The sequence below is a fragment of the Kitasatospora sp. NPDC056076 genome, from assembly GCF_042266305.1.
GTDB lineage: Bacteria > Actinomycetota > Actinomycetes > Streptomycetales > Streptomycetaceae > Kitasatospora.
Map to the genome: position 1 here is coordinate 35,347 of NZ_JBHJWG010000033.1, position 25,682 is coordinate 61,028.

A 25,682-nucleotide genomic window follows, 5' to 3' on the forward strand; every position below is an offset into this window, starting at 1 on the left:
TCCTCTTATGGCACGATCCGAGCGGGTCTCCCGCAGCCTGCGCCGCCTCCGGGGTGGTGGCCACGCCACGGTCGGCATCACCGCGGTCCTCCTCACCGCGATGCCCGTGACCTCGGCCCCGGCCGCCCCGCATCCCCCGCGCCCGATCTACGTCTTCGCCCACAACCTGAACTCCGCCGACCAGGTCGACAACGCCCTCGCCGCCGGCTACAACGGCGTCGAGGTCGATGCCGCGTTCAACGTCTCCGGCGCGTGCGGCGGCACCAGGCAGTGGGTCTCCTGCGACCCCGGCAACCCGGCCTCGGAGAGCGTCGACCTGGTCAACATCAAGCGGAAGCGCACCGGTGCCGTCTTCGACGCGCTGGCCAACGCCCGGCGCAACGGCAAGAACCTCACGGCCGTGTGGGTCGACATCAAGTCGTCCACCGACGGCGACCAGCCCGCCCAGATCAGTGCACTGCGAGGCCTGGTCCGCGACAAACTGCTGGCCGCCGGGATCAGGGTGATGTACGAGGTGCCCTACTCGTCGAGCAGTGACGCCGCCTGGAACGCGCTCAAGCAGAACCTGGACCCCCTGGAGTCGACGGCCGTGACGGGCACCTACGCGCAGGTGCGCGACACCTTCTCCCGGGAGGGCGGCGGAATCCCCACCAAGCACCGGTTCGCCACCGACGGTTCGGCGGTCTTCGCCACGTTGACCGGGACCTGCATGAAGACCAACGGCGACAAGGTCACGGGGCTCAGGGACAGCGTCGCCAACCGTGAGGCGGGGAACATCGCCGGCGTCTTCGCCTGGACCATGGGCTCCTCACCCGACGGTGCCGACTGCGCGGCACGGATGCTCGGCGAGATCGGGGTCAACGGCGTGATCGCCGGATCCCGGCTCTCGGACTACCGCAAGGAGACCGACACCGACGTCGCGGTGAACAACATCACGGACTGGGTCAAGAGGCACCCCGCCCAGGCGCGGATGGCCACCGTCCACGACACCCTCTTCGGCTGAGCCGAAGCCGCGGCGGCTCCGGCTCGGAGCTGAGTCGGCGGTCCCTCCCGGACGGTGTTCGAGAGGGACCGCCGGCTCGCCTCGCCTCTCTCCGCCTCGCTAGCTCTGCTTGATCGCGGAGATGTCGAACTCCAGCACCACCTTGTCGCCGACCAGCACGCCGCCGCCCTCCAGCGCCGCGTTCCAGGTCACGCCGAACTCCTTGCGGCTGATCGTCAGCGAACCCTCCAGGCCCACCCGCAAGTTGCCGTACGGGTCCACCGCGTTGCCGGTGTACTCGAAGTCGATGGCCACCGGGCGGGTGGTGTCCTTGATGGTGAGGTCACCGGTGACCCGGTAGTCGGTGTCGGACTTGGCCTCGACCGAGGTCGAACGGAAGGTGATGTCCGGGAAGTTGGGGGCGTCCAGGAAGTCGTTGGTGCGCAGGTGCTGGTCGCGCTGCTCGACTCCGGAGTCGATGCTCTCGGCCTTGATCACCACCTGGCCGGTCGACCGCGTCGGATCGGCTCCGTCCAGGTGCGCGGTGCCCTCGAACTGCCCGAACGCGCCCCGCACCTTGGTCACCATGGCGTGCCGGGCGACGAAGCCGATCCGGGAGTGCGCGGGGTCGAGGACGTAGTCCCCGGTGAGCTCGGGAAGCGAAACGGTCATCAGGTACCTCCAAGGGGTGGCCCGGGGTCCGGGCGTCAGCCTGCAAGGTGTCAGCCCAATGCAGTATCACCCCGCCCGCCGCGCGGCACCACCGTGCCAAGTTCCCGCCAACGGGTGAAGCCCTCTCAGTCCCGGTACGGGACCAGCCGCGCCAGGTCCAGCTCGAAGCCGAACGGCTCGGGGATCCGGATCGTCTCGCCGAACTCCCGCTCGGTACGGGTGTGGTAGCGGTCGCGGTTCGGCTCCGAGAACAGGGTGACGGTCCTCTGGCGCGGGTCGATGATCAGATAGAGCGGGAAGCCCATCCGCGGGTAGTCCCGAACCTTCCCCGTCCAGTCGTTCTCGGGGTTGGACGGGGAGACGACCTCGACCGCGATCAGCGCGAGCTCGGCCGGGATCTCGTGGCCGCTGAGATCGACGACGTCCTCGGGCAGGTAGGTGAGGTCGGGGTTGCGCACGGCGCCCGCCCCGGGCGAGGAGAGGTCGCTGTTCCCGGTCGGGAAGTACCCGGGCGGGCAGTGGGCCTCGAACTGGCGCTGGACGAGCGCGAGGTTCAGTTGGTGGGTCGGGCGCGGCGACGCCTGCATGACGATGACGTCGCCGGACAGCTCGACCTTGTAGCCGTCCGGGAGGCTCCGCCGAGCCTCTTCGAGAAGCCGGTAGCGCTCGGGGTTCATGCGCCCTCCTCCGGTGCTCCCGCCACCGTACGGCGGCGGACCGAGCGGACGGGCGAGCCTCCAGCCGGACCGGGGTCAGGCGTTGGCCTGGGCGTAATGGAGGCTGCCGCCCTGCGGGAGGAGGTAGCCGACGGTGCGGTGGGCCGGTGGGCGGCCGGCGAGGGTGGCGGCGTCGGTGCTGCCGGAGACCTCCCAGCCGACCAGGGCGAGGGGGAAGGACACGGTGCGGTGGGCCTCGGTGGCGACGGCGGCGAGCCAGTCGTCGAGGGCGGCCGACCGGTAGGACATCAGACCGGCCCGGGCCGGCACCCCGGCCGCGTCCAGGGCGCCGGTCGGGACGTAGAAGTCGAGCCAGTCGCTGCCGTCCTCCTCCCGGACGACCATGCACCCGCACACCACCAACTGCCCCTCCGGCAGCCGGACCCGGCCCTGGAGATGGCCAGTCCCGGCCAGCGAGGCGAGGGTGCACGGGGCCTCCGGCTGTTCCTCGGGTTCGGCGTCCCGGCCGGTGACGCAGCCCTCGACACCCGCTGCGGTCCAGACGGCGGCGAGGGCGGCCGCCAGCCGGTCGTCGTCACCGGTGGGGCCGACCTCGATGGCCAGTTCGTAGAACCCGCCGAGCCAGTTGCCGGGCTCGCGGAAGGAGGCAGCGTTCGTCATCCCCCGATGATGCACCAGGACTGACCTGCGGCGCAGCCGCGTTCCGGGCCCCTCAGCCCTCCGGGGGCGGGGGTGGGCCCTGGGCCGGGAGGCGGCGGGCGAGGAGGGCTCCGGCGGCGACCAGTGCGGCGGTGACGGCGAGGGCGAGGCGGTAGGGGGCGGGGTCGGCGCCGTCGCCGAGGGCGCCGATCAGGGCGGCGGTGGCGGCGATGCCGATGGCGCCGCCGAGGGTGCGCAGGATGGTGAAGAGGGCCATCGCCCGGCCCATCGCGGGCGGCGGGACGTCGGCGAAGCCGGCGATCTGGACGGTGAGCACGGCGGTGCCCAGCACCAGTCCGACGGCGAACATCAACGCCCGTACGGCCCAGGGGTTCTCGGCGAGGCCGAGGGCGGCGAGGATCGCCGCGGCCAGCAGCAGGGCGGGCAGGGCGAGGCGGCGCGGGCCGAGCCTGGGCAGCAGCCGGTCGACCACCTGGGAGGCGGCCATCAGGCCGATCGCCTCGGGGAAGACGCTGAGCCCGGCGTCCAGGGCGGTGGCGCCGCGGGCGGCCTGGTAGAGCAGCGGCAGCACGAACAGGGCGCCCATCAGACCGGCCGAGGTGAGCAGCGCCAGCCAGCTCGCCGCGCCGTAGGAGCGGTCGGCGAGCAGCCGCAGGTCCACCAGCGGTTCGGGCGAGCGGAGCTGGTTGCGTACCGCGAGCCCGAGCAGGGCGGCTCCGGCGAGGCCGCCGAGCCAGACCGCCGGTGCCGTCCAGCCGTGGGCCGGGCCGAAGCCGAGGGCGTAGGTGAGCAGGCCGAGGCCCGGGGTGGCGAGCAGGAAGCCGCGGGTGTCGAAGCGGCCGGCCGGGGGTTCCGGTTCGGTCCGCAGGGCGGCCAGGCCGAGTGCCACGGCGGCGATGCCGACCGGCAGGTTGACCAGGAACAGCCAGTGCCAGGAGAGGTGTTCGGTGAGGAAGCCGCCGAGGGGCGGTCCGAGGGCGGGCATCAGGGCGGTCGGCACGATCAGGATCCGGCCCAGGCGCGGGCGCTCCTCCGGCGTGAAGGCGCGGAACAGCAGGGTCATGCCGACCGGGGTGAGCAGGCCGCCCGCCACGCCCTGGACGGCGCGGGCAGCGGCCAGGGCGCCGAGGCCGGGGGCGGCGGCGCAGAGTGCGGAGGCGAGGGTGAAGACGGCGAGCGCGCCGAGGAAGACCCGCTTCACGCCGTACCGGTCACCGAGCCAGCCCGCCACCGGCAGGCCGAGGGCGAGGCCGATCAGGAAGGCGGTCTCGACGGAGTTGGCCGCCGGGACGGGCCGGCCGAAGTCCTCGGCGATCCGGTACAGCGCGGGGTTGACGATGGTCGAGTCGAGGCCGTTCATGCACATCGCGGCGGTGTACACGACGACCACGGCGGCGCGCCCCGCGAGCAGGGGGCGCGCCGGGGACGCGACGGCGGGAGGGGTCACAGGTCGGTCCAGTGCGCGGTGATCCAGGCGAGGGCGTCGGGGCGGGCGCAGGGGCCGTGGGCGACGCCCCAGCCGGGCGGGACGGCGGCGAAGGCGGGCCACAGGGAGTGCTGGCCCTGGCCGTTGACGAGGGCCAGGAACTCGCCGTCGGCGTCGAAGGGGTTGGCGGGGGCGTCACTCATGGTCGGGGTTCTCCAGGTGGTCGGCGATCACGCTCGCGATGTGCGCGATCGGTGCGGGCAGGGTCATGTCCTTGTGCGAGCAGGCCACGTCGGTGTTGTGGATCCGGCCGGTCACGTAGGGGGCCCAGAGTTCGGGCACCAGGGTCTCGTCGATGGTGTCGACGGTGGCGCGGAAGAACCGGACGTCGCCGTGGAAGGGGCGGTGGTCGTAGCCGCGCACCAGGTGGTTGGTGTTGAGGTAGATCTCGTTGAGCGCCGTCACGGTGGACCGGTCCAGTCCGGCCAGCGGGCTGCCCTCGCGGCCCAGCAGCTCGATGACGGAGTCGAGTTCGAGCGGCTGCCCGGCGAGGTCGTCGGGCCCGAAGCCGCCCATGGTGAGCAGCGCCTCCAGGGCTTCGGCCTGGTCCGGGACGGGCAGTTCGCGGAAGCCCTCGGCCGGGTAGGCGTCCAGGATCGCGAGCAGTTCGACCCGCTGGCCGAGCTCCTGGAGCCGGACGGCGACGGCGTGGGCGATGATCCCGCCGGTGGACCAGCCGAGCAGCCGGTACGGCCCCTCGGGCTGGACCTCGCGCAGCCGGTCGGCGTAGTGCGCGGCCAGCTCCTCCATGGTCGCGGGCAGCGGTTCGCCGACGGTGGCGGCGCCGACGCCCTGGGCCTGGAGGCCGTAGAGGGGGACGTCGGCCGGGAGGTGGCGGATCAGGCCGGTGTAGCACCAGCTGAGGCCGCCGGCCGGGTGGATCGCGAACAGCGGGGCCCGGCGGCCGGGGGCGGTCGGGCGCAGCGGGAGCAGCACGTCCAGGGCGTCGGCGCCGGGGGCGCCCTCGGACAGGGCGGCGTCGAGCGCGGCCACGCTGGAGGCCTGGAACAGCGCGCCGATGCCGACCTCCAGGCCGAGCACCTCGCGGATCCGGCCGGCCAGCCGGACCACCAGCAGGGAGTGGCCGCCGAGCGCGAAGAAGTCGTCCTCGACCCCGACTGCCTCCAGGCCCAGGACCTCGGCGAAGAGCTGGCAGAGCTGCTGCTCGCGCGGGCTGCGGGGCGGGCGGCCGGCTTTGGCGGCGGGGGCCTCGGGGGCGGGCAGGGCCCGGCGGTCGAGCTTGCCGTTGGCGGTCAGCGGCAGCCGGTCGACCAGGACCACAGCGGAGGGGACCATGTGGGCGGGCAGTTCGGCGGCGGCGTGGGCGCGCAGGTCCTCGGGCGAGGCGGCGGGGGTGGTGGGGGCGGTGGGGGAAGTGCCCACGACGTAGCCGACCAGGCGCTTGTCGCCGGGGACGTCCTCGCGGACCACCACGGCGGCGTCGGCGACGGCCGGGTGGGCGGCCAGCACGGCCTCGATCTCGCCGAGTTCGATCCGGAAGCCGCGCAGCTTCACCTGCTGGTCGGCGCGGCCGAAGTACTCCAGCACGCCGTCCGCCCGGCGGCGGGCGAGGTCGCCGGAGCGGTACATCCGGGTGCCCCGCTCGCCGAACAGTTCGGCGTGCGGGTCGGCGACGAAGCGGGTGGCGGTGAGTTCGGGCCGGCCGAGGTAGCCGCGGGCCAGGCCGGCCCCGGCGACGTACATCTCGCCGGTGACGCCGGGCGGGACGGGCTGGAGGTGCTGGTCCAGGACGTAGACCCGCAGGTCGGGGATGTTGACGCCGATGGTGCTGCTGCTGGTCGCGGCGGCGCTCGCCCGGTCGAGGGCGATGTACGAGACGTGCACGGTGGTCTCGGTGATGCCGTACATGTTGACCAGGGTCGGGGCGTCCTGCGGGTGCCGGGAGTACCAGTCGTCGAGGCGGCCGAGTTCGAGCGCCTCGCCGCCGAACACCACGTAGCGCAGGGCGAGTTCGCTGCCGGGGCGGTCCCGGTCGGCGGCGCTGAGCTGGTAGAAGGCGGACGGGGTCTGGTTGAGCACGGTGACGCGCTCGCGGGCGAGCAGGTCGAGGAAGGCCGCCGGGTCGCGGCTGACCAGGTGCGGGACGACGACCAGCCGGCCGCCGTACAGCAGCGCGCCCCACAACTCCCAGACCGAGAAGTCGAAGGCGTAGGAGTGGAAGAGCGTCCAGACGTCCTGGGCGTCGAAGCCGAACCAGTGGTCGGTGGAGCTGAACAGCCGGGCGACGTTGCGCTGGGTGACGGGCACGCCCTTGGGCCGGCCGGTGGAGCCGGAGGTGTAGATGACGTACGCGGTGTCCTCGGCGCGCAGCGGACGGGTGCGTTCGTGCTGGGCGAGCGGGGTGGCCGGGTACCGCGCCGACTCCGGCCCGTCGACCAGGAGTCGGGGGACGTCGTGGGCGGGCAGCCGGGGGGCGGTGGCCCGGTCGGTGAGCAGGGCGGCGGGGGTGGCGTCGGCCAGCATGTAGGCGAGGCGGTCGGCCGGGTAGTCGGGGTCGAGCGGGAGGTAGGCGGCGCCGGACTTGGCGACCGCGAGCAGGGCGACGACCAGGTCGACCGAGCGGGGCAGGGCGAGCGCGACGATGGTGCCGGGGCCGATGCCGTGGGCGGCCAGCAGGCGGGCCAGGCGGTCGGCGCGGGCGGAGAGTTCGGTGTAGTCGAGTCGGTCGTCGCCGCAACTGACCGCTACGGCGCGCGGGTTGGCGGCGGCCGCGGCCTCGAAGAGCTCGGGCAGGGTGGCGGTCGAGTCGGTGGCGAACGGGTCGGTGGCGAACGGGTCGGTGGCCGCCGGCACGGGCGCCGTCGGCACGGCTGCGACGGACGGGGTGAGGTTCCACTCGACCAGGGCGCGCCGGTGCTCCTCCGCGCTGATCAGCGGCAGCCGGCCGATCGGGGTGTCCGGGGCGGTGGCGGCGGCGGTGAGCAGCCGGGTGAGGCGGTCCGCGAGGGCGGTCGCGGTGGCGGGGTCGAAGAGGTCGGTGCGGTACTCCAGGAAGCCGCCGATGCCGCCGCCGGGCCGCTCCCCCGCGTTGAGGGTGAGGTCGAACTTGGCGGTGCCGCTGGGGATCGCGGCGATCTCGGCGGTCAGGCCGCCGCCGAGCGCGAGGGGTTCGTCGGCGCGGCTCTGCCAGGCGAGCATCACCTGGAACAGCGGGTGGCGGGCGAGCGAGCGGGCCGGGTTGAGTTCCTCGACCAGGCGGTCGAAGGGCAGGTCGGCGTGCTCGTGCGCGGCCAGCACGGTGCCGCGCACACGCCGGAGCAGTTCCCGGAAGGACGGGTCGCCGGCGGTGTCGGTGCGCAGCACGGCGGAGTTGACGAAGTAGCCGACCAGGGCGGCGGTCCGCTCGTCCTCGCGCCCGGCGAGCGGGGTGCCGACGGGGATGTCGGTGCCGCAGCCGTGCCGGGTGAGCAGCGCGGCGAGGCCGGCCTGGACGGCCATGAACACGGTGCCGCCGGTGGCGCGGGCGAGCGCGGCGAGGGCGGTGTGCGCCTCGGCGCCGAGGGCGAAGGGGACGGTGGCGCCGTCGTGTCCGGCCAGTGGCGGGCGGGGGCGGTCGGTGGGCAGGTCGAGCTGGTCGGGCAGGCCGGCCAGGGCGGTGCGCCAGTGCTCGGTCTGCCGTACGGCGAGCGGGGTGGGTGCGTCCACGGTGCCGAGCAGCTGTCGCTGCCAGGCCGCGTGGTCGGCGAACTGGATGTCCAATGGGACGAGTTCGGGCGCGCGCCCGGCCAGCCGGGCGGTGTAGGCGGCGGCGAGGTCGTGCAGCAGCGGGGTGGTGGAGGCGCCGTCGCCGGCGATGTGGTGGAGCAGCAGGAGCAGGGTGTGCCGCTCGGGCCCGTGGGCGAACAGCGTGGCGCGCAGCGGGGGTTCGGCGGTGAGGTCGAAGGCGTACCGGACGGCCTCGGACAGCTCGCCCTCGACGTCCGGGAGTTCGACCGGCGCGGGCGGCAGGATCCGCTGGTACGGCGTGCCGTCCGGCTCCTCGCCGTAGACGGTGCGCAGGACTTCGTGCCGGGCGGTGAGGTCGCCGAGGGCGAGGGTGAGGGCGGCGCGGTCGAGCGGGCCGGTGAGGGTGAGGGCGAGCGGGATGTTGTAGGTGGGGCTGGGGCCTTCGAGCCGGTGCAGGAACCAGAGGCCGCGCTGGGCGGGCGAGAGCGGCATCCGCTCGGTGCGGGGCACGGGCACCAGGGCCGGGCGGGGTTCGGCGGGCCCGGCCTCGGGGGGCCCGTCCTGCGCTGCGGGCCGGAGCAGGGCGGCGAGGGCGGCCGGGGTCGGGTGGCGGAAGACGTCGGCGAAGGCGACCGGTGCGGCGAAGGTCTCGCGCAGCCGGGCGGCCAGCCGACCGGCGAGCAGGGAGTGGCCGCCGAGGTCGAAGAAGGACTCCTCCCGGCCGGGTGCGGCGGGCAGGCCGAGGACGTCGGCGAACAGCCCGCAGACCAGTTCCTCCTGCGGGGTGGCGGCGGCCGCGCCGGGGGTGGTGGCGGCGGGCTCCGGGAGGGCGCGGTGGTCCAGCTTGTCGTGGGCGGTGCGCGGCAGTTCGTCCAGCAGCAGGACGGCGGCCGGGACCATGTGGGCGGGCAGCCGGGCGGCGAGCGCGGCGCGCAGGGCCTCGGGGTCAGGGTCGGGGACGGGGACGGTACCAGTGGGGAGTTGACCGGTCGAGAGTCCACCGGTGGCGGGGACGACGTAGCCGAGCAGTCGCTTGCCCTGCGGCCCGGGTCGGGCGATCACCACGGCCTGGGCCACGCCCGGCAGTTGGGCGAGGACGGCGGCGATCTCGCCGGGTTCGACCCGGAAGCCGCGGATCTTCACCTGGTCGTCGGCGCGCCCGAGGAACTCCAGGGTGCCGTCGGGGCGGCGGCGGGCGAGGTCGCCGGTGCGGTACATCCGGTCGCCGGGCGGGCCGAAGGGGTCGGCGAGGAAGCGTTCGGCGGTGAGGTCGGGGCGGCCGAGGTAGCCGCGGGCCAGGCAGGCACCGGCCACGTACAGTTCGCCGGTCACGCCGTCGGGCGCGGGGCGCAGCGAGCCGTCCAGGACGTAGGCGCGGGAGCCGCGCACCACCCGGCCGGTCGGGGCGCCGTCCGGGCCCGGGGTCCAGGCGTAGGCGTCGACGGTGGTCTCGGTGGGGCCGTAGAGGTCGATCGGGTGCAGGCCGGGGACGGCGGCGAGCCGCTGCCAGAGGGCGGGCGGGGTGGCCTCGCCGCCGACCGCGAGCACCGAGGGGCGGTGCCGGTCCTCGTCCAGCACGCCTTCGGCGAGGAGGACTTCGAGGTAGGAGGGGGTGAGGTCGAGGTAGTCGATGCGCTCGCGGTGGAGGTGGGCGGCGAGGGCCGCCGGGTCGCGGTAGGTGGCGTCGTCGAGCAGGTGGAGCTCGTGGCCGTGGACCATCCACAGCACCGGGTCCCAGGAGGCGTCGAAGGCGAAGGAGGCGCTGTGGGCGATGCGCAGGCGCTCGCGGCCGGTGCGGCGGACGGCGGGGGCGATGTGGTCCTCGCCGTGGCCGGCGTGCAGGTTGGCGAGCGAGGCGTGGGTGACGACCACGCCCTTGGGGCGGCCGGTGGAGCCGGAGGTGTGCAGCACGTAGGCGGCGTCGTGGAGGCGCGGGGCCGGCAGGGGCGCCTCGGGGCTCCCGGGGGCCTCAGGGGCCGCGGTGGCACCGGGGGCCGCGGCGGTGACGGGGGCCTCGGCGTCGGACGGCCGTACGGTGGGCAGGCCGGGCGGCAGGTCGAGGTCGGCGAGCGCCTCGGGGGTGCCGACGGCGCAGACCGGGCGGGCGTCGGCCAGCACGGCGGCGAGCCGCTGCCGGGGGTGGGCCAGGTCGAGGCTGACGCAGGCGCCGCCGGCCTTGAGCACGGCGAGCATCGCGACCAGGGTGTCCGCGCTGCGCGGCAGGGCGAGGGCGACGGGCGCGCCGCCGTGGACGCCGAGGCCGCGCAGCCGGTGGGCGAGGCGGTCGGACCGGCTCTCCAACTCGCCGAAGGTGAGGGCGGTTTCGCCGCAGCGGACGGCGACGGCGGCCGGGGTGCGGGCGGCCTGGGCGGAGAACAGCTCGGGCACGGTCCGCTCGACCGGGGGTTCGGTGCGGCCTTCGGTGGCGCGGCGCAGGGCGTCGGCGTCCAGCAGGTCGATCCGGGCGATCGGCGTCGTCGGGTCGGTGAGCAGCAGCTCGGTGAGGGCGTCGAGGTAGCGCAGCAGGCCGTCGCGGTGGGCGGCCAGCGAGTCGGCGCCGTGGCGGGCCGGGTCGGCGTCGAGGACCAGGCGCAGGCCGCCGTCGGGGCCGGGCGAGATGTTCACGGCGAGGTCGTCGACCGGTCCGGCGGCGAGGTTGCGGACCGCGCCGGGCAGGCCGGCCAGGTCGAGGTCGGCCTCGAAGGCCTTGATGTTGACCATCGGGCCGAACAGGGCGCGGCGTCCGCCGGTGCGGCCGAGGTCGCGGCGCAGGTCCTCCAGCGGGTAGCGCTGGTGGCGGCGGGCGGTGCGCAGGGCGCGGACCACCTGGCGCAGCAGGTCCTCGGCGGTGTCGGCGGGGCGGACGGCCAGGCGCAGCGGCAGCACGTTGGCGGCGGCGACGGGCGTGCGCAGGGCGGCGGGGCCGCGGCGGTTGGCGAGCGGGAGGCCGAGCAGGACGTCCTCGGCGCCGGTCAGGCGGTGCAGGTAGCCGGCGGTGGCGGCGAGGAGGAGCTCGGCCCAGGTGGCGCGGGCCGCGGTGGCGGCGCGCTCCAGGCGCTCGCGGGTGCCGGCGGGGAGGGTGGCGGTCAGCCGCAGCGGGGTCGACTCGGCCCCGGGGCGCCCGGAGCGCTCGGCCCCGGGCCGCTCGGCCCCGGAGTGCTCGGCCCCGGGGCGCCCGGCGGGGGTGCCCGGCAGGACGGCCGGGGCGTCGGTGCCGGCGAGGTGGGCGGACCAGTGGGCGCGGTCGGTGCGGTAGTCCTCGCCCGCGCGGTAGGCGGCCTCCTCGGCGGCGGCCTCGGCGAGGCGGGCGAAGGGGCTGGGGCCGGGGTCGGCGCCGGTGGTGCGGGCGGTGTAGTGGGCGGCGATGCGGTCGCCGAGGAGGGTCAACGCGTAGGCGTCGACGGCGAGGTGGTGGATCCGGCGGTACCAGATCCGCTGGTCGTCGGCGAGCCGGATGAGGGCCTGGGTGAACAGCGGGCCGGTGGTGAGGTCGGCCGGGCGGGCGAGGTCGGCGCGCATCCAGGCCTCGGCCTCGGCGGACGGCTCCTCGGCGGCCCGCAGGTCGAGGCGGTGCAGCGGCCAGCGGTGACCGGGGGTCAGGCGCTGGTGCGGGGTGCCGTCCGGGCCGGTGACGACGACCGCGCCGAGGGCCTCGGCCTCGTCCACCGTCTGCCGCAGGGCCGCCTCGAAGGCCTCCTCGTCGAGCGGTCCGGTGATCTCGACGGCGTCGCCGGTGTTGTAGACCGGGCTGGCGGGGTCGAGCGACTGGGCGTACCAGACGGCGGCCTGGGCGGCGAGCAGCGGGACGTCGGCGGGCCGGGCCCCGGTGGGCTGCTGATCGACGGGCTGCTGATCGGCGGGCTGCTTTTCGACGGCGGGCATGGTGCGGAGAGCTCCTCGGGGGATCCGGAACGCCTTACTTAGGTTAGCCTAATCTAACTTCATACGATCTGGTCAACGGCCCCGTGCGGCCGCGCCCCTGACATCCCGGAGACGCCCATGACCCAGCCCCGGAATCAGCCCGAGAACCAGGCGCCGAGCGCGGCCAAGCAGGCCGTCCGCGAACGCGTCCACGCGCACACGGCCGACCTGCTGGCGCTCAGCCACCGCATCCACGCCCACCCCGAGACCGCCTTCGAGGAGCACCGGGCGGCCGCCTGGTGCGCCCAACTGCTGCGCTCCCACGGCTACTCGGTCATCGCACCCGCCCACGGCCTGGCCACCGCGTTCACCGCGAGCCTCGGCAGCGGGCCGGTCACCGTCGCGCTGGTCTGCGAGTACGACGCCCTCCCCGGCCTGGGGCACGCCTGCGGGCACAACCTGATCGCCGCCGCCGGCGTCGGCGCGGCACTCGGGCTCGCCCCGTACGCGGACGAACTCGGGCTCACCGTACGGGTGATCGGCGCACCGGCCGAGGAGCGCGGGGCCGGCAAGGCCCTGCTGCTGGAGGCCGGAGCCTTCGACGGGGTGGACGCGGCGATGATGGTGCACCCCTGCCCGGTCGAGGTCGCCGACTTCCGCTCCTTCGCTCTGGGCACCCTGTCCGTCCGCTACACCGGGCGCGCCGCCCACCCCAGCCTCAACCCGCACGAGGGCCGCAACGCCGCCGACGCGCTCACCGTCGCGCAGGTCGCGCTCGGGCTGCTGCGGCAGCAACTCCCGCCCCAGTGGCGGGTGCACGGCATCACCACCGCGGCCGGGACGGCCCCGAACCTGATCCCCGACAGCGCGAGCGCCGAGTACGAGATCCGCGCCTCGGCGGCCGAGGACCTCGCCCACCTGCGGGCGCGGGTCGAGGACTGCTTCCGGGCCGGGGCGCTGGCCACCGGCTGCGAGGTGGAGCTGACCAGGCCCGAGCCGGACTACCTGGACATGCGCTCCGACCCGGCACTGCTCACCCACTGGCGCGCCAACGCGGCGGCGCTGGGCCGGCCGGAACCGGTCGAGCGCGCGCCGTTCGCCTGCACGGACATGGGGAACGTCTCGCACGTGGTGCCCTCCATCCATCCGGTCCTGGACATCACCGGGGGCTCCTGCGCACCGCACGAGGCGGCCTTCGCCGAGGCCGCGCTCGGGGCGGAGGCCGAACGGGCCCTGCTGGACGGCGCGGTGGCGATGGCGTGGACGGCGATGGACCTGGCGGCGGGGCGGCCGACGGCCAACGGCTGACGGCCAACGGCTGACGGCCGACAGATAACAGATGACAACTTTCAGCGAACAGATTTCATCTTTCATCATCTGTTCGCTGAAAGTTGTTCGCTGTCATCCGTCAGCCGCCGCCCGCCAGCACCACCGCCGCGCCCGTCCGCAGCGGCCAGAGGAAGCCCCAGTGCGGCAGCCGCAGTTGCAGCACCCGGTCGCCCGGCCCGAGCGGGTGGGCGGCCTGGAGCTCGCGCACCCGTCGGTCCGCCTCGGCGTGGGTCAGCCGGACGGCGGCCGGGCGCCCGCCCGGGCCGTACCCGACGCTGAGCAGGTGCTGCGGGGTGAGCGCGCGCGGCGGGTCGGTGTCCAGCTCGCCGGTGGTGTCGAGGCCGCCCGGTGCACCCGGTGTCCCCTCCCCCAGCACGCAGACCAGCTCGTTCTCGGCGCGCAGCCAGTCCCGCCGCCCGGGCGGGTCCGCCGGGTCCAACGACAGCCACGCCGCCCCGGACTTGGCCACCGCGAGCACCGCCGTCAGCTGCTCCTCCGGACGGCCGGCGGGCGTCAGCCCGACCACCGCACCCGGCCGGGCGCCGCGCCGGGCCAGGGCCCGGGCCAGCCGGTTGGCCGAGGCGTTCAGCTCCCGGTACGTCACCACCCCGCCGTCCGCGAGCACCAGCGCCGGCGCCTGCGGCGTCCGGGCCGCCTGGGCCTCGACCGGGCCGACCACGGTGGTGGCCGGGTACTCGACCGCCGGACCGGACCGCACCGGTTCCGGCAGGACCAGCCCCTCCGCCGCGAGCAGCCCGGCCGGGCCCTCCTCCACGGAAGGGCCCCCCGCGCCGGCCGGGCCCGCTCCCGCCTCCCGTACGACCGCCTCCATCAGGCCACGCCCAGCAGTTCGGCCCAGGCCTCGACGGACGGCCGCTCCGCCAGCCGTACGAACTCCACCTCGGCACCCTCGGCCCGCCAGCGCTCGGCCAGGGTCATCAGCCGGATCGAGTCCAGCCCCCAGTCGGCCAGGTTCTCGTCCAGCGGGATGTCCGCCGGGGCCTCGCCGAGCAGGTCGGCGACCTCGCCCCGGATCCGTTCCACAGTGAAACCGGTCGCGTCCACGCCCGTCACTTCCCGTCCGTCCCGTCCAGCGCCGCGCGTACGACGTCCGTCGTGGTGACCGCCCCGCACCGCCCGGCGATCCACTCCAGTGCGGTGCGGTGCTCGTCCGGTCCGAAGTCGGCGACCGCGTCGGCCACCACGAAGGCCCGGACGTCCCGCATCCAGGCGTCGCAGGCGGTGGCCTGCACGCCGATGTGGGCGTAGACCCCGGTGATCACCAGCTGGTCGCGGCCCTGCTCGCGCAGCAGCTGCTCCAACTCGGTGCGCACGAAGGCGCTGTACTTCCACTTGGTGAGGACGGTGTCGCCCTCGGCCGGGGCGACGGCGTCGGCGACCGCGGTGGCGCGCGGGTCGTCGGGGATGCCGGGGCCCCAGAAGTCCTGCTGGAGTCCGCGTTCGGCCGGGCTCTGCCCGCCGCGCTGCGCCGAGTAGAGGACCGGCACCCCGCTCGCGCGGGCCGCGGCGGTCAACGCGGCGACGTTGTCCAGGAGTTCGGGCAGGGGCGCGGCGTCGCCCGGGAAGGCGTCCAGGAAGTGGTTCTGCAGGTCGTGCACCAGCAGCACGGCGCGGGCCGGGTCCACCGTCCAGGAGACCCGGTTGGCGGGCAGCTCCCCGGCGGTGGGCAGCGGGTAGGAGGGAATGCGGGGCAGGCCCACGATGGTCGAACTCCTCGGATTCACGGGGGTGATGGGGGGTAGACGGGGGGCTGTCACGATGCGGGGAGGGAGGCCGCGATGGCGGCCCGCAGGTCCTTCTTGCTGACCTTGCCGATCCCGGTGGCGGGGAAGGCGTCGACGAACTCCACCCGGTCCGGCACCTTGTACTCGGCCAGTCCGCGCCCGCGCACGAAGCGCTTCAACTCGACGCCCTTCGGCGGCTGTTCGCGGTGTTCGGCGCGGAGCACGACGTACGCGCAGGTGCGTTCGCCGAGGTACGGGTCGGGCATCGACACCACCGCCGCGTCGTGCACGGCCGGGTGGGCGAGCAGGTGGTTCTCGATCTCCTCGGCGGCGACCTTCTCGCCGCCCCGGTTGATCTGGTCCTTGGCCCGGCCCTCGACCACCAGGTGGCCGCTGGGGAGCCGGCGGACCAGGTCCCCGGTGCGGTAGTAGCCGTCCGCGGTGAAGGAGGCCGCGTTGTGCCCGGGGGCGTTCCAGTAGCCGCGGATGGTGTACGGGCCGCGGGTGAGCAGGTGCCCGGTGGTGCCGTCGGGCAGGTCGCGGTCCTGGTCGTCGACCACCCGGACCTCGTCGTCGGCAGAGATCGGCCGGCCCTGGGTGGTGGCGATCAGCTCCTCCGGGTCGTCCAGCCGGGTGTAGTTGACCAGGCCCTCGGCCATCCCGAACACCTGCTGGAGCGTGCAGCCCAGCACCGGGCCGACCCGCCGGGCCGCCTCCTCGCTGAACTTGGCGCCGCCGACCAGCAGCACCTCCAGGCTCTCGTGGCCGCGGGCGCCGCGCTCCACGGCGTCCAGCCACAGCAGCGCGAGCGGCGGGACGAGCCCGGTGACGGTGACGCCCTCGCGCGCCATCAGCGGGAAGGCCGTCTCGGGGCTGGGCTGCGGGCAGAGCACCACCCGGCCGCCGGCGTACAGCGTGCCGAGCGAACCGGGCGAGCTGAGCGGGAAGTTGTGGGCGGCGGGCAGCACGCACAGGTAGACGCTGCGCCCGTCCAGCGCGCACAGCTCGACCGAGCCGCGCAGCGAGTAGATGTAGTCGTCGTGGGTGCGCGGGATCAGCTTCGGCACCCCAGTGCTGCCGCCCGAGAGCTGGAGGAACGCGACGTCCCCGGGCTCGGGTTCGCGCGCGGGGCCGGGCCCGTCGCAGGGCACGTCCGCCAGCCGCAGGTGCTCGCCCGGGTCCTCGCCGGCCACCAGCACCAGCCGCAGGTCCGGGTTCTCCGCCCGTACCCGGGTGGCGAGTTCGCGGTGGTCGAAGCCGCCCTCGACGCCGGGGACGACGTACGCCACGGCGCCCGTGAACGCGCAGAAGTGCGAGATCTCCGCGTAGCGGTGCGCGGGCAGCGCGAAGACCGGCAGCGCACCGATCCGGAACAGGGCGAAGACCACCTCGAAGAACTCGGCGGCGTTGGGCAGTTGGACCACCACCCGGTCCCCGGCCCGGAGCCCGCGGGCGAGCAGCCCGGCGGCCATCCGGTCGGCCCGGCGGTCGAGTTCGGCGTACGTCCAGCGCCGCTCGCCCGCCGCCACCGAGTGGCCGCCGGGGTCGACCACGGCGATCCGGTCGCCGTGCGCGGCGGCGCGCTCGCGCAGCATCCGCCCGAAGGTCTCGCCGCGCCAGTGGCCGGCCGCCCGGTAGCGCTCGGCGAACTCGGCCGGGTACGGGGTGAATCCGTCCAGCACCTCGTCCAGGGGCGTCACAGCGCCACCCCCGCGGCCTCCAGGAAGGTGCGGAACTTGGCGCTGGTCTCGGCGAGTTCGGCCTCCGGACGGGACTGCTCGACCACCCCGGCGCCCGCGTACACCCGCAGCGTGCGGTCCTGCGCCTGCGCGCAGCGGATGGTCACCACCCACTCGCCGTCGCCGCTCTCGTCGCCCCAGCCGACCATGCCGGTGTACAGGCCCCGCTCGAAGGGCTCGATCTCGCCGATCACCCGGCGGGCGACGTCCGTCGGCGTGCCGCAGACCGCCGGGGTCGGGTGCAGCGCGCAGGCCAGCTCCAGGGCGGAGACGGCCGGGTCGGCCAGCTCACCGCTGATCGTGGTGGCCAGGTGCCACATCGCCGCCGTCCGCACCAGGGTGGGCCGCTCCGGCACGTCCAGGTTCCGGCAGTACGGCGCCAGCGCCGCGCGGATCGCGTCCACCACCACGGCGTGCTCGTGCAGGTCCTTGGGCGACTCCAGCAGCGCGGCGGCGCGCCGGACGTCCTCGCCGAGGTCCTCGCTGCGCGGCACCGAGCCGGCCAGCGGGTTGGCCAGCACGGCCGTGCCCCGGCGGGAGAGCAGGAGTTCGGGGCTGGCGCCGATCAGGGTGCTGCCGGCGCCGGCCGGGACGGCGAAGGTGTAGCCGCCGGGGTCGCGCCGGGCCAGGCGCTGCAGCACGGCCGGCAGGTCGAGCGGCCGGTCGCTGGTCAGCTCCAGCGTGCGGGCCAGCACCACCTTGCTCAACTCCCCGCCGCGCAGCCGCTCGACGGCCGCCGCGACGCCCGCACCGTACGCCTCCGGCTCCGGGACCGGGCGGATCCGCCAGCCGGCCTGCGCGGCCCGCGGCGCGGGCAGCGCGATCAGCGGGTCGTCGCGCAGCGCCCCGGCGGACCGGACCCGGGCGGGGACGGCGAGTTCGTCCCGGCCGTCGTGGTCGAAGGCCACCGCGCCGACCACCAGGGGCCGTTCGACCCCGTCGCGGCGTGCCCCGGCCAGCGCGTCGGCGACCCGGACGGGCAGCGGACGGGCGTCCTGCGGCACCCGGGCGTGCACGCCCGCGGCGAGCAGGGTGCGGGTCGGTGAGGCGAGGAACGCCTCGTCGTCGGCGGCCCGGTACTGGCCGAGCAGGCCGCTGGCCGCGCCGATGGCGGTTCGGTCGGGGCCGCCGTCGGTGGGGGTCGGCGGGGCGTGGTGCACCGTGGTCACGGTGGTCTCTCCAGTCTGGGACGGGTCTACGGTCTGCGGTCGGCGGATGCCCGGGGGTGCCTCAGGCGCGCAGGGTCGCGCCGCCGTCGACGTACAGGTCGTGCATGGTGATGTGCCGGGCCCGGTCGGAGGCCAGGAAGAGCACGGCCTCCGCGACGTCGGCGGGCTCGGCGATCCGCCCGAGCGGGATGCCGACCCGCCAGGACGCCAAGTCGCCCTCGATCACGCGCTGTTCGGCCGCCTCGGCGTCCTCGCCCCACAGCCCGCGCTGCATCCGGGTGTCGGTCGAGCCGGGCGAGACGACGTTGCAGCGCACCCCGGAGCGGGCCAGCTCCAGGCCGAGGCAGCGGGTGAACATGGTGGCCGCCGCCTTGGACGCCGCGTAGGCGGCCATCCCGGCCCGCGGCACCCCGGCGGCGTTGGAGCCCACCGTGACGACGGCGCCCCGCCCCCGCTCGGCCATCCGGCGGCCGACCGCCCGGCCGGTGTGGAACACCCCGGTGCTGTTGACGGCGAAGGTCTCCGCCCAGTCGGCGTCGGACAGTTCGACGACCGGGCCGGGGCGCAGCACTCCGGCGACGTTCACCAGTACGCCGATCGGGCCGAGTTGACGTTCCATCAACTCCACTGCGCTGTCGACCGCTCGGGCGTCGGAGACGTCCAGGGCGTACGGGTGCAGCGCCTCGGATTCCGCCGCGACCCCGGCGAGCGGGCCGGCCTCCCGGTCCACTGCCGCGACGACGGCCCCCTCGGCGACCAGCGCCCGGGCCACGGCCGCGCCGATGCCCTGTCCGGCCCCGGTGACCATCGCGACGACACCGGCGAATTCGGACCGTTCCACAGGACTTCCCCTCCGACCAGCAATGTTAGGCAAGCCTAACCTAACACATTTGTTCGCCTACGCCGATAGCCCGTTCGACAGATTCCGACACCTGGGCCGTCGTCAATCCGCCCAGCCGTCCTGCTGCGTCCCGATCCGCCCGGGCACGCGAAGAGGCCGCCCGCCCCGACGACGGGACGAGCGGCCTCAGGGGCTCCAGGGCCCGCCTTCGGACTCCCGTCTGCGGGAGTCCGAACACGGGCCCTAGGGGGTTCGCGTCGATGCCGCCCTCGACTGGGCGTCGCAACGATGCTCTACGGGTGGTCAGTTCCAGTTGACCGCTCACCCGTTGATGTACGGACCGCCGTCTCGGTGGACGGCCGTCGCCAGTGGGCAGCCGTCGTCAGTGGGCGGCCGGGGGCGGGGTGAGTCCGGCGCAGCCGCGCAGGCCGTCGCGGCGCTTGAGGGCGGCCTCGGCGGCGGCGCCGGTGACCGGCTGGGGGATGCCCTTGTCGTCGATGGTGGCCGGGGCGAAGGCCTCGCCCTTGACCTTGCCGTCGGCGGCGAGGGTGAGGGTGGTGACGCCGGTCTCGTTGGAGAAGGCGTAGTTGGAGGTGCCGTACCAGAGGAAGTTGCCGAAGCCGTACCCGATGTAGGTGTTGCCGAGCATGCCCGAGCCGACCATGGTGTGGGCGTGGGTGCCCACCACCGCGGAGGCGCCGACGGCGGCGAGCTTCTTCGCCACGGCGGTCTGGGCGGCGGTCGGGCAGGCCTTGCCCTCCTCGCCCCAGTGCAGGTAGACGAGGACGACCGGGGCCTGCTGCTTGGCCGCCTGCACGGCCGCGACCAGCGCGGGGACGTCCAGGGCGGAGGCGATGCCGGGCTTGTTCGCGCCGGCCCGCCACTTCTGGTTGGTGATGTCCTCGACCTGGCTGGCGGCGACCACCGCGACCTTCACCCCGCGCACGGTGGTCACGTACGGGGCGTACGCCTCCTTGGCGTTGTGCCCGACGCCGATCACCGGGACGGGCGAGGAGTCCTTGGCGGCCAGGGTGTCGGTGAGGCCGTCGGCGCCGAAGTCGACGGCGTGGTTGTTGGCCATCGAGACGACGTCCACGCCGGAGTCCTTGAGCACGGACAGCGCCTTGGGCGTGGTGCGGAAGGTGTAGGTCTTCGGTTCGGGTGCGCCGCGCCCGGTGATCGCGGTCTCCAGGTTGAGCACGGAGAGGTCGGCGTCGGCGAGGGTGCGGGAGATCGGGCCGAGGGCCTGCTCGGGCGGCTGGACGGACAGCCGGGGCTCGGTGCGGCCCTCGAAGTGGACGTCTCCGGCGAAGGCGACGGTGATGGTGCCGTCCGGGCGGGGCGCGCCGCCCTTGGTGGGGGCGGCTGCGGGGGCCGTACCGGTGGTCGCGGCGGCGGAGGCCGGGGGCGCCGCGGCGGGCGGGGCGGTCGACGCCGAGCCGGGTGCCGGGTCGTCCGGCCCGCAGGCGGTGGCGACGGTCAGGCCGACGAGCACGGCGACGGCAGCCGCGGCACGGCGCATGAGTGGTCCCCCCGAGGTCGATGCAAGCGGTCAGCCTACGCCACCGAATCGGCACCGCTTGTGCCCGCATCCACAACATTCCGGACACAGGAGGACACCAGCGGGCCGAGACTCGACGACCCCGCGCGAACGCGCGCGACGCGTGGGCGCCCGCCGCCTGCGGTAGGACATGCTGGACCCGCCCACCCTCACCCCCGCCGGAGCCACCCCGCCGATGACGACGCCCGAGCCCACCCCAGCGCCAGCCCCAACCCCCGGCGCGACCCCCGCACCCGACTTCACCCCCGCCGAGCGCGCCCGCGGCCGCGCGCTGCGCCGCGCCCAGCTGCCGTGGGCGCTCGGCGGCCGCCTGGCGGGCCTGGCGCTGACCCTGGTGCTGGGCCTGACCCCGGCCGGTGCCGCGCTGGTGACCGCCACCGGCCGCTGGTTCGGCGGTTCCCGGACGGCCGGGGTGCTGGCGGGCGCGGCTGCCCTGGTGGTGCTGGGCCAGGCGCTGCAACTGCCGTTCGGGGCGGGGGCGCGGGCCGTCCGGGCCCGGTTCGGCCTGGTGACCCAGGGCTGGGCGGGCTGGGCGCTGGACGCCGTGCGCTCGCTCGGGCTGACCCTGCTGCTGGTCCTGCCGCTGGTGCTCGGGCTGTTCGCGCTGACCGGGTGGTCCCCGCGGCACTGGTGGCTCCCCGCGGCGGGGGCGGCGGCGCTGCTGACGGCCGCGCTGTCCTTCCTCCACCCGCTGCTGATCGAGCCGGTGTTCAACCGCTTCACCCCGATGCCGCCGGGCGAGCTGCGGACGGCACTGCTGGCGCTGGCCGAGCGGGACGGCGTGCGGGTGCGGGACGTCCTGGTGGCGGACGCCTCCCGGCGGACCACCGCGCTGAACGCGTACGTCTCCGGGTTCGGCGCGACCCGCCGGATCGTCGCGTACGACACCCTGCTGACGGCCGCCGAGCCGCGCGAGGTGGAGCTGGTGGTGGCGCACGAACTGGGGCACGTCAAGCACCGGGACGTGCCGGTCGGTACGGCGCTCGGGGCGCTGGGTGCCGCAGTGGCGGTGGTGCTGCTGGGCCTGCTGGCGAACTGGCGGCCGCTGCTGGCGGCGGCCGGGGCCGCGGACGCGGCGGATCCCCGGGCGCTGCCCCTGCTGGCCGCGTCGGCGGCGCTGATCGGCGCGCTGTCGGGGCCGGTGCAGTGTGCGGTGAGCCGCCGGATCGAGGCCAGGGCGGACCGGCACGCCCTCGAACTGACCGGGGACGCCGAGCAGTTCGTGGCGATGCAGCGCAGACTGGCGGTGGTGAACGTCTCGGATGTCGACCCGCCGAGGCTGCTTGAGCTACTGTTCGCCACTCACCCGAGTGCGACCCGCCGGATCGCGGCGGCCCGCGCCTGGCAGGCAGGGCGGGTAGGGCAGGACCCGCCGGACCCCGCGAACGGCGGCCCGGCGGCGGAGAGGCGCGCGACCCCGGGGTAAATCCGTTGTATAGTGCAACAAATCCCGAGGAGGTAGGAACGCCGTGCCCGGCCGCGAGTCGTCCATCGACACCATCCAGCGCGAGCTGACCGCCTTCGCCCGCCGTGCCCGGCACAAGGCCTCCCAGCTGCACCCCGACCTCTCCCTGGTCACGTACAGCATCCTCGACCTGATCACCGAGCGCGGCGGCTGCCGGGCCGCCGACGTGGCCGCGTACTTCATGCTCGACAAGTCCACCGTCAGCCGCCAGGTCACCGCGCTGGAGAAGCTCGGCCTGCTGCGCCGCGAGACCGACCCGGACGACCAGCGCGGCCAGATCCTGCGCGCCACCGAGGGCGGCCTCACCCTGCTGCGGGACGCCAACGAGCAGCGCCGGACGGCCTTCACCGCCCGCTTCACCGAATGGTCCGACGAGGACGTCGCCCGCTTCGCCGCGTACCTGGCCCGCTACGGCCAGGAGGACTGACCGGGCCCGCACCCGCGCCCCGGCCCCCTCACCTGCCCCCCTCTCCGGCCCCCTCGCCGGCCCCTCCTCACCAGCGTCTCCGCCCCCGGCCGCGCCCGCCCCGGGGTGCGCCCCACCGCCCCCACGGTGTACAGAGGAGAGGTGCCCCTCCGGCAGCGTCCCGATGACCCCCGTCCCCGCGCCCGCCGCCGCTCCTGGCGACCCGACCGCCGAGTGATGACGGCACTGCCGCTCGCACTGATCGTCGTGATCACCGTCGTCGACATCCTCTCCCCTCCGTCGATCCACCTCGGCCCGCTGCTGATCGTCGCCCCGGCCCTCACCGCCTCCTTCGCCGGCCCTCGGGCCACCGCCGGGGTCGCCCTGCTGGCCCTCGCCGCGCTCACCGCCATCGGCGCCGTCCGGGACGGCCTGACCAGCGCCAACATCGAGACCCAGCTGAGCGCCCAGGTGGTCGTCTCGGCCCTGATCGTCGGCCTGCGGGTGCTGCGCGACCGCCACGAACGCGAGCTCGCCCGGGTGCGCTCGGTCTCCGAGGCCGCCCAGCGGGTCCTGCTGCGCCCGCTGCCGGAGCGGATCGGACCACTGCACCTGGCCTCCTTCTACCTGGCCGCCGAGGCCGAGGCCCAGGTCGGCGGCGACCTGTACGCGGCCGCCCGGACCACCGACGGCACCCGGCTGCTGGTCGGCGACGTCCGCGGCAAGGGGCTGTCCTCGCTCGGCGACGCGGCCCTGCTGCTCGGCGCCTTCCGCGCCGCCGCCCACCTGCACGCCGACCTGCCGGGCCTGGCCGAGTACCTGGACGGCAGCGTCTGCTGGGACCTCGCCCAGCTCGCCGAGGCCCGACGGGCCGAACGCTCCCGGCACCAGCGCCCGGCCGAGGAGGCGCCGGACGAGGGCGGCGAGTCCTTCATCACCGCCGTGCTGATCGACATCCCCGACGACGGCTCGCACGTCCACCTCATCGACTGCGGCCACCCGCCCCCGCTGCTGCTGCGCCCGGACGGCGTCACCACGCTCACCACCCGCAACCCCGCACCGCCGCTCGGCCTCGGCGAGCTCGCCCCGGTCTCGTACGAGGTGCAGACCTTCCCGTTCCACCCCGGCGACCGGCTGCTGATCTACACCGACGGGGTGATCGAGGCCCGGGACGCCCAGCGCCGTTTCTACCCGCTGACCGAGCGGGTCACCGCCTGGCAGGCCGAGCGCCCCGGCGTCCTGCTGAGCCGCCTGCGCCGCGACCTGCTGGCACACGTCGGCCGTCGGCTGGACGACGACGCGGCGATGGTGATGGTGGAGCGGCTCCCTTAGGGCGCGCCGTCGGTCACGGGACCCGACGTCGGTCACGGCCGGTACGGCAGCTGCGGCACGTCGAAGCAGTCCGTGGCCATGGCCGGCACCTGGGTGACCCAGCCGCCCCGCCCGCCCCCGGCGGAGTCCTGCCAGCGGGCGACGTTCAGACAGGCCCGGGTGGGCCCGCTCGGCGGCGGCTGCGGCACGAAGGACGCGGGCAGGATCAGCCCGTGCGCGTCGTAGGGCTCGGCGCGGTTCAGGAAGGCCTCGACGCAGGTCCGGGTCGGTGCGGCGCCGCAGGAGTCCAGGGCGTCGGCGAGCCACTGGGCGCCCGCCCAGCCCTCCAGTTCCCACGCGGACAGCCGGTCGGCCCGGTCCGGGTAGGAGCGGGCCATCGCGGCGCGGAAGTCGTGCACGGCCGGGTGCTGCTCGTCCTCGTAGTTCTGGCTGGAGGACGTCGCCCAGAGCGCGTTGCGGCAGTTCGGCGAGGCGGCGTAGTCGGTGCGCACCGACTCCGACCAGTTCTGCACCGTGGTCACCTTCGCCGCGACCGACACCCCGGCCTCGTCCAGCGCCCGGCAGAGCGCCGCGTTCCCGCGCGAGTCCATCGCGTCGAACAGCAGCTGCGAGCCGTCGGCGCGCACGGCCGCGGCCACCGCCTGGAAGTTCGGCAGCGCGAAGTCCACCGTCTGGAGCAGCACCCGGTAGCCCTCCGCCTCCAGCCCCGCCTTGAGCTGTCCGGCGTAGCGGGCCGAGTCGGCCTGGTTGTAGGCGACCACGGCGGCGCTGTCGGCGCCCAGGCGCTGCTTGAAGAAACGGAACACCTCGGTGCTCTGGTACAGGGTGCCGTTCCAGCCGACCGCCCGGCCGTCGCGCGGGGCGGCGCTGCCGTAGATCCCGTACAGGTGCGGCCAGCGGTCGTACGCCGTGCCGATCGGCTGGCCGCCGACGTCCGGCACCGCCTTGCCGCTCACGTACGGCGCGCCCGCGTAGTCCAGGACGCTGCCGCTGACGAGGGCGAAGACGTGCGCCTGGTCGACCAGCCGGTGCACGCAGTCCTGGTTGCCGATGCCGCTGCCGCCGTCGTCGCAGGTCACCACCTCGACCGTGCGCCCGTGCAGGCCGCCGCGGTCGTTGAGGGCCTGGAAGAACGCCTGGGCGCCGTACCGGGGGCCGCTGAACACCTCGCTGCCGACCGGGCTGGTCAGGGAGGTGACGATGCCGATCCGGATCCCGGTCGCGGACACGCCGGTGTCGGAGGGCGGGTTGCCGCCGGCCCCCGGGGCGGGCGTGGCGCGGGCGGTGAAGGCGCCGTCCGGCAGCCGGGTGCCGCAGCCGGCGAGCACCGACAGCAGCGCCAGGAGCAGGGCCAGGACCGGGGCCAGGACCGGACGCAGGACCGGACGCAGGACGGGCGTCGGCCCGCGGCCGTGCGGCGGTGCGGTCAGGTGCCGCGGAGGTGCGGTCAGCCGCATCCGGGGACCGGGGTGGCACTGGCCCCGCCGGCCTGGGTGAGCAGCCCGCACAGGGTCGAGCGGGAGACCTTCCAGGTGCCGTTGTCGAGGACGGCCTGCCCGGTCGCGGCCGGCGCGACCACGGTGCCCTGGAGGGAGAGCGCATAGGTAACGGTCGCGTCGGCGGCGTCGGTGAACGCGACCCCGCCCACCGTGGCCTTCACCTGGCCCACCCGGGGGTCCTGGGAGAAGCCCTGGAGCACCGGGAGCAGCGTGTCGCCGCCCTGGAGCAGCTTGGCCTTGTCGGCGATCGGGGTGGCCGGGTCGAAGAACTTCTCCCAGTTGGCGGTGACCTCCGCCTGGGCGGCGGCCGGGTCGGCGGGGGCGGTGGTACTGGCGCCGGCGCCGGCGCCGGTGGTGACACTCGCACCGGCGGTGACACTCGCGGTTGCGGCCGGGGAGGAGGCCGAGGACCCGGACCCGGACTTGGTGCTGCCGCACCCGGCCGCGGTGCCCGCCAGCAGCAGGGCGAGCAGCCCGCCCGCCGTCCGCAGGAGGGCGCTGCCGCCCCGGGAGGTGCCGCTTCGCGTCACGCGCATGGTGTTCCCTCTCGACCGCACCGCCCGGACTGCGC

Annotated in this window: 20 protein-coding genes; 5 read left to right on the plus strand and 15 right to left on the minus strand. The window is 75.3% G+C overall.

Going from position 1 to position 25,682, the window contains the following annotated elements:
• The first annotated feature begins 7 nt into the window (after window positions 1-7).
• Entirely contained in the window at window positions 8-1,003 is a 996-nt protein-coding gene (locus ACFC1T_RS25270) for a hypothetical protein (protein ID WP_375892008.1), read from the plus strand.
• A gap of 99 nt (window positions 1,004-1,102) precedes the next feature.
• On the opposite strand, the gene ACFC1T_RS25275 is transcribed toward ACFC1T_RS25270, so the two are convergent.
• The 6 genes from ACFC1T_RS25275 to ACFC1T_RS25300 form a co-directional block, all read right to left on the minus strand.
• On the minus strand, window positions 1,103-1,654 hold the full coding sequence (locus tag ACFC1T_RS25275; protein ID WP_375892010.1) for a YceI family protein: 552 nt from the start codon (window positions 1,652-1,654) through the stop codon (window positions 1,103-1,105).
• 125 nt (window positions 1,655-1,779) lie between these two features.
• Window positions 1,780-2,331 (minus strand): Uma2 family endonuclease, encoded by a 552-nt coding sequence (locus tag ACFC1T_RS25280; protein WP_375892011.1) that lies wholly within the window; start codon window positions 2,329-2,331, stop codon window positions 1,780-1,782.
• 75 nt (window positions 2,332-2,406) lie between these two features.
• Window positions 2,407-2,991, minus strand: coding sequence for a hypothetical protein (locus ACFC1T_RS25285; RefSeq protein WP_375892013.1), 585 nt, complete (start codon window positions 2,989-2,991; stop codon window positions 2,407-2,409).
• A 52-nt stretch (window positions 2,992-3,043) separates the two neighbouring features.
• Window positions 3,044-4,438 (minus strand): DHA2 family efflux MFS transporter permease subunit, encoded by a 1,395-nt coding sequence (locus ACFC1T_RS25290; RefSeq protein WP_375892014.1) that lies wholly within the window; start codon window positions 4,436-4,438, stop codon window positions 3,044-3,046.
• Window positions 4,435-4,620 (minus strand): MbtH family protein, encoded by a 186-nt coding sequence (locus ACFC1T_RS25295; RefSeq protein WP_375892016.1) that lies wholly within the window; start codon window positions 4,618-4,620, stop codon window positions 4,435-4,437. The genes ACFC1T_RS25290 and ACFC1T_RS25295 overlap by 4 nt, the downstream gene beginning before the upstream one ends.
• Window positions 4,613-12,046 carry an amino acid adenylation domain-containing protein gene (locus tag ACFC1T_RS25300; protein ID WP_375892018.1) on the minus strand — a complete coding sequence of 2,478 codons (7,434 nt, stop codon included), beginning with the start codon at window positions 12,044-12,046 and terminating at the stop codon, window positions 4,613-4,615. The genes ACFC1T_RS25295 and ACFC1T_RS25300 overlap by 8 nt, the downstream gene beginning before the upstream one ends.
• Before the next feature lie 117 nt (window positions 12,047-12,163).
• Between ACFC1T_RS25300 and ACFC1T_RS25305 the strand changes: the two genes are divergently transcribed.
• A complete protein-coding gene (locus ACFC1T_RS25305) occupies window positions 12,164-13,333 on the plus strand; it encodes an amidohydrolase (RefSeq protein ID WP_375892020.1) in 1,170 nt (389 codons plus the stop codon).
• A 100-nt stretch (window positions 13,334-13,433) separates the two neighbouring features.
• Here the strand turns inward: ACFC1T_RS25305 and ACFC1T_RS25310 are convergent, their stop codons facing one another.
• From ACFC1T_RS25310 to ACFC1T_RS25340, 7 genes are all read right to left on the minus strand, one after another.
• Entirely contained in the window at window positions 13,434-14,129 is a 696-nt protein-coding gene (locus ACFC1T_RS25310; protein WP_375892021.1) for an AMP-binding protein, read from the minus strand.
• Window positions 14,130-14,185: 56 nt separating this feature from the next.
• Entirely contained in the window at window positions 14,186-14,419 is a 234-nt protein-coding gene (locus ACFC1T_RS25315) for a phosphopantetheine-binding protein (RefSeq protein ID WP_375892023.1), read from the minus strand.
• Between the two features lie 5 nt (window positions 14,420-14,424).
• A complete protein-coding gene (locus ACFC1T_RS25320; protein WP_375892025.1) occupies window positions 14,425-15,075 on the minus strand; it encodes an isochorismatase family protein in 651 nt (216 codons plus the stop codon).
• A gap of 53 nt (window positions 15,076-15,128) precedes the next feature.
• On the minus strand, window positions 15,129-16,799 hold the full coding sequence (locus ACFC1T_RS25325) for a (2,3-dihydroxybenzoyl)adenylate synthase (RefSeq protein WP_375892027.1): 1,671 nt from the start codon (window positions 16,797-16,799) through the stop codon (window positions 15,129-15,131).
• Window positions 16,796-18,007, minus strand: a complete 1,212-nt coding sequence (gene dhbC / locus ACFC1T_RS25330) for an isochorismate synthase DhbC (protein WP_375892029.1) — start codon at window positions 18,005-18,007, stop codon at window positions 16,796-16,798. Before dhbC ends, ACFC1T_RS25325 begins: the two co-directional genes overlap by 4 nt.
• A 61-nt stretch (window positions 18,008-18,068) precedes the next feature.
• Window positions 18,069-18,815: a 2,3-dihydro-2,3-dihydroxybenzoate dehydrogenase gene (locus ACFC1T_RS25335; protein WP_375892113.1), complete on the minus strand. Its 747-nt coding sequence runs from the start codon at window positions 18,813-18,815 to the stop codon at window positions 18,069-18,071.
• 415 nt (window positions 18,816-19,230) lie between these two features.
• A complete protein-coding gene (locus tag ACFC1T_RS25340) occupies window positions 19,231-20,370 on the minus strand; it encodes a CapA family protein (protein WP_375892031.1) in 1,140 nt (379 codons plus the stop codon).
• Window positions 20,371-20,539: 169 nt separating this feature from the next.
• On the opposite strand from ACFC1T_RS25340, the gene ACFC1T_RS25345 reads away from it, so the two are divergent.
• The 3 genes from ACFC1T_RS25345 to ACFC1T_RS25355 all read left to right on the plus strand — a co-directional run bounded on the left by ACFC1T_RS25345 (window position 20,540) and on the right by ACFC1T_RS25355 (window position 23,612).
• Entirely contained in the window at window positions 20,540-21,835 is a 1,296-nt protein-coding gene (locus ACFC1T_RS25345) for a M48 family metalloprotease (RefSeq protein ID WP_375892033.1), read from the plus strand.
• Between the two features lie 43 nt (window positions 21,836-21,878).
• Entirely contained in the window at window positions 21,879-22,301 is a 423-nt protein-coding gene (locus ACFC1T_RS25350; RefSeq protein ID WP_375892035.1) for a MarR family winged helix-turn-helix transcriptional regulator, read from the plus strand.
• Between the two features lie 216 nt (window positions 22,302-22,517).
• Window positions 22,518-23,612 carry a PP2C family protein-serine/threonine phosphatase gene (locus ACFC1T_RS25355; protein WP_375892037.1) on the plus strand — a complete coding sequence of 365 codons (1,095 nt, stop codon included), beginning with the start codon at window positions 22,518-22,520 and terminating at the stop codon, window positions 23,610-23,612.
• Between the two features lie 32 nt (window positions 23,613-23,644).
• Here ACFC1T_RS25355 and ACFC1T_RS25360 read toward each other — a convergent pair whose 3' ends face one another.
• Together ACFC1T_RS25360 and ACFC1T_RS25365 are read right to left on the minus strand one after the other, a co-directional pair.
• The gene (locus tag ACFC1T_RS25360; protein ID WP_375892039.1) at window positions 23,645-25,069 is read right to left on the minus strand and encodes an ABC transporter substrate-binding protein; all 1,425 of its coding nucleotides are present in this window, start codon (window positions 25,067-25,069) and stop codon (window positions 23,645-23,647) included.
• Window positions 25,060-25,647: a hypothetical protein gene (locus tag ACFC1T_RS25365; RefSeq protein WP_375892041.1), complete on the minus strand. Its 588-nt coding sequence runs from the start codon at window positions 25,645-25,647 to the stop codon at window positions 25,060-25,062. Before ACFC1T_RS25365 ends, ACFC1T_RS25360 begins: the two co-directional genes overlap by 10 nt.
• Window positions 25,648-25,682 lie beyond the last annotated feature (35 nt).

Bases quoted from the DNA above. Each gene is read 5' to 3' on its own strand.
- ACFC1T_RS25340 (WP_375892031.1), bottom strand. From the start codon at position 20,370: ATGCGCCGTGCCGCGGCTGCCGTCGCCGTGCTCGTCGGCCTGACCGTC.
- ACFC1T_RS25355 (WP_375892037.1), top strand. From the start codon at position 22,518: ATGACGGCACTGCCGCTCGCACTGATCGTCGTGATCACCGTCGTCGAC.
- ACFC1T_RS25360 (WP_375892039.1), bottom strand. From the start codon at position 25,069: ATGCGGCTGACCGCACCTCCGCGGCACCTGACCGCACCGCCGCACGGC.
- ACFC1T_RS25305 (WP_375892020.1), top strand. From the start codon at position 12,164: ATGACCCAGCCCCGGAATCAGCCCGAGAACCAGGCGCCGAGCGCGGCC.
- ACFC1T_RS25345 (WP_375892033.1), top strand. From the start codon at position 20,540: ATGCTGGACCCGCCCACCCTCACCCCCGCCGGAGCCACCCCGCCGATG.
- ACFC1T_RS25280 (WP_375892011.1), bottom strand. From the start codon at position 2,331: ATGAACCCCGAGCGCTACCGGCTTCTCGAAGAGGCTCGGCGGAGCCTC.
- ACFC1T_RS25365 (WP_375892041.1), bottom strand. From the start codon at position 25,647: ATGCGCGTGACGCGAAGCGGCACCTCCCGGGGCGGCAGCGCCCTCCTG.
- ACFC1T_RS25275 (WP_375892010.1), bottom strand. From the start codon at position 1,654: ATGACCGTTTCGCTTCCCGAGCTCACCGGGGACTACGTCCTCGACCCC.
- ACFC1T_RS25270 (WP_375892008.1), top strand. From the start codon at position 8: ATGGCACGATCCGAGCGGGTCTCCCGCAGCCTGCGCCGCCTCCGGGGT.
- ACFC1T_RS25335 (WP_375892113.1), bottom strand. From the start codon at position 18,815: ATGGTCACCGGGGCCGGACAGGGCATCGGCGCGGCCGTGGCCCGGGCG.
- ACFC1T_RS25300 (WP_375892018.1), bottom strand. From the start codon at position 12,046: ATGCCCGCCGTCGAAAAGCAGCCCGCCGATCAGCAGCCCGTCGATCAG.
- ACFC1T_RS25295 (WP_375892016.1), bottom strand. From the start codon at position 4,620: ATGAGTGACGCCCCCGCCAACCCCTTCGACGCCGACGGCGAGTTCCTG.
- ACFC1T_RS25285 (WP_375892013.1), bottom strand. From the start codon at position 2,991: ATGACGAACGCTGCCTCCTTCCGCGAGCCCGGCAACTGGCTCGGCGGG.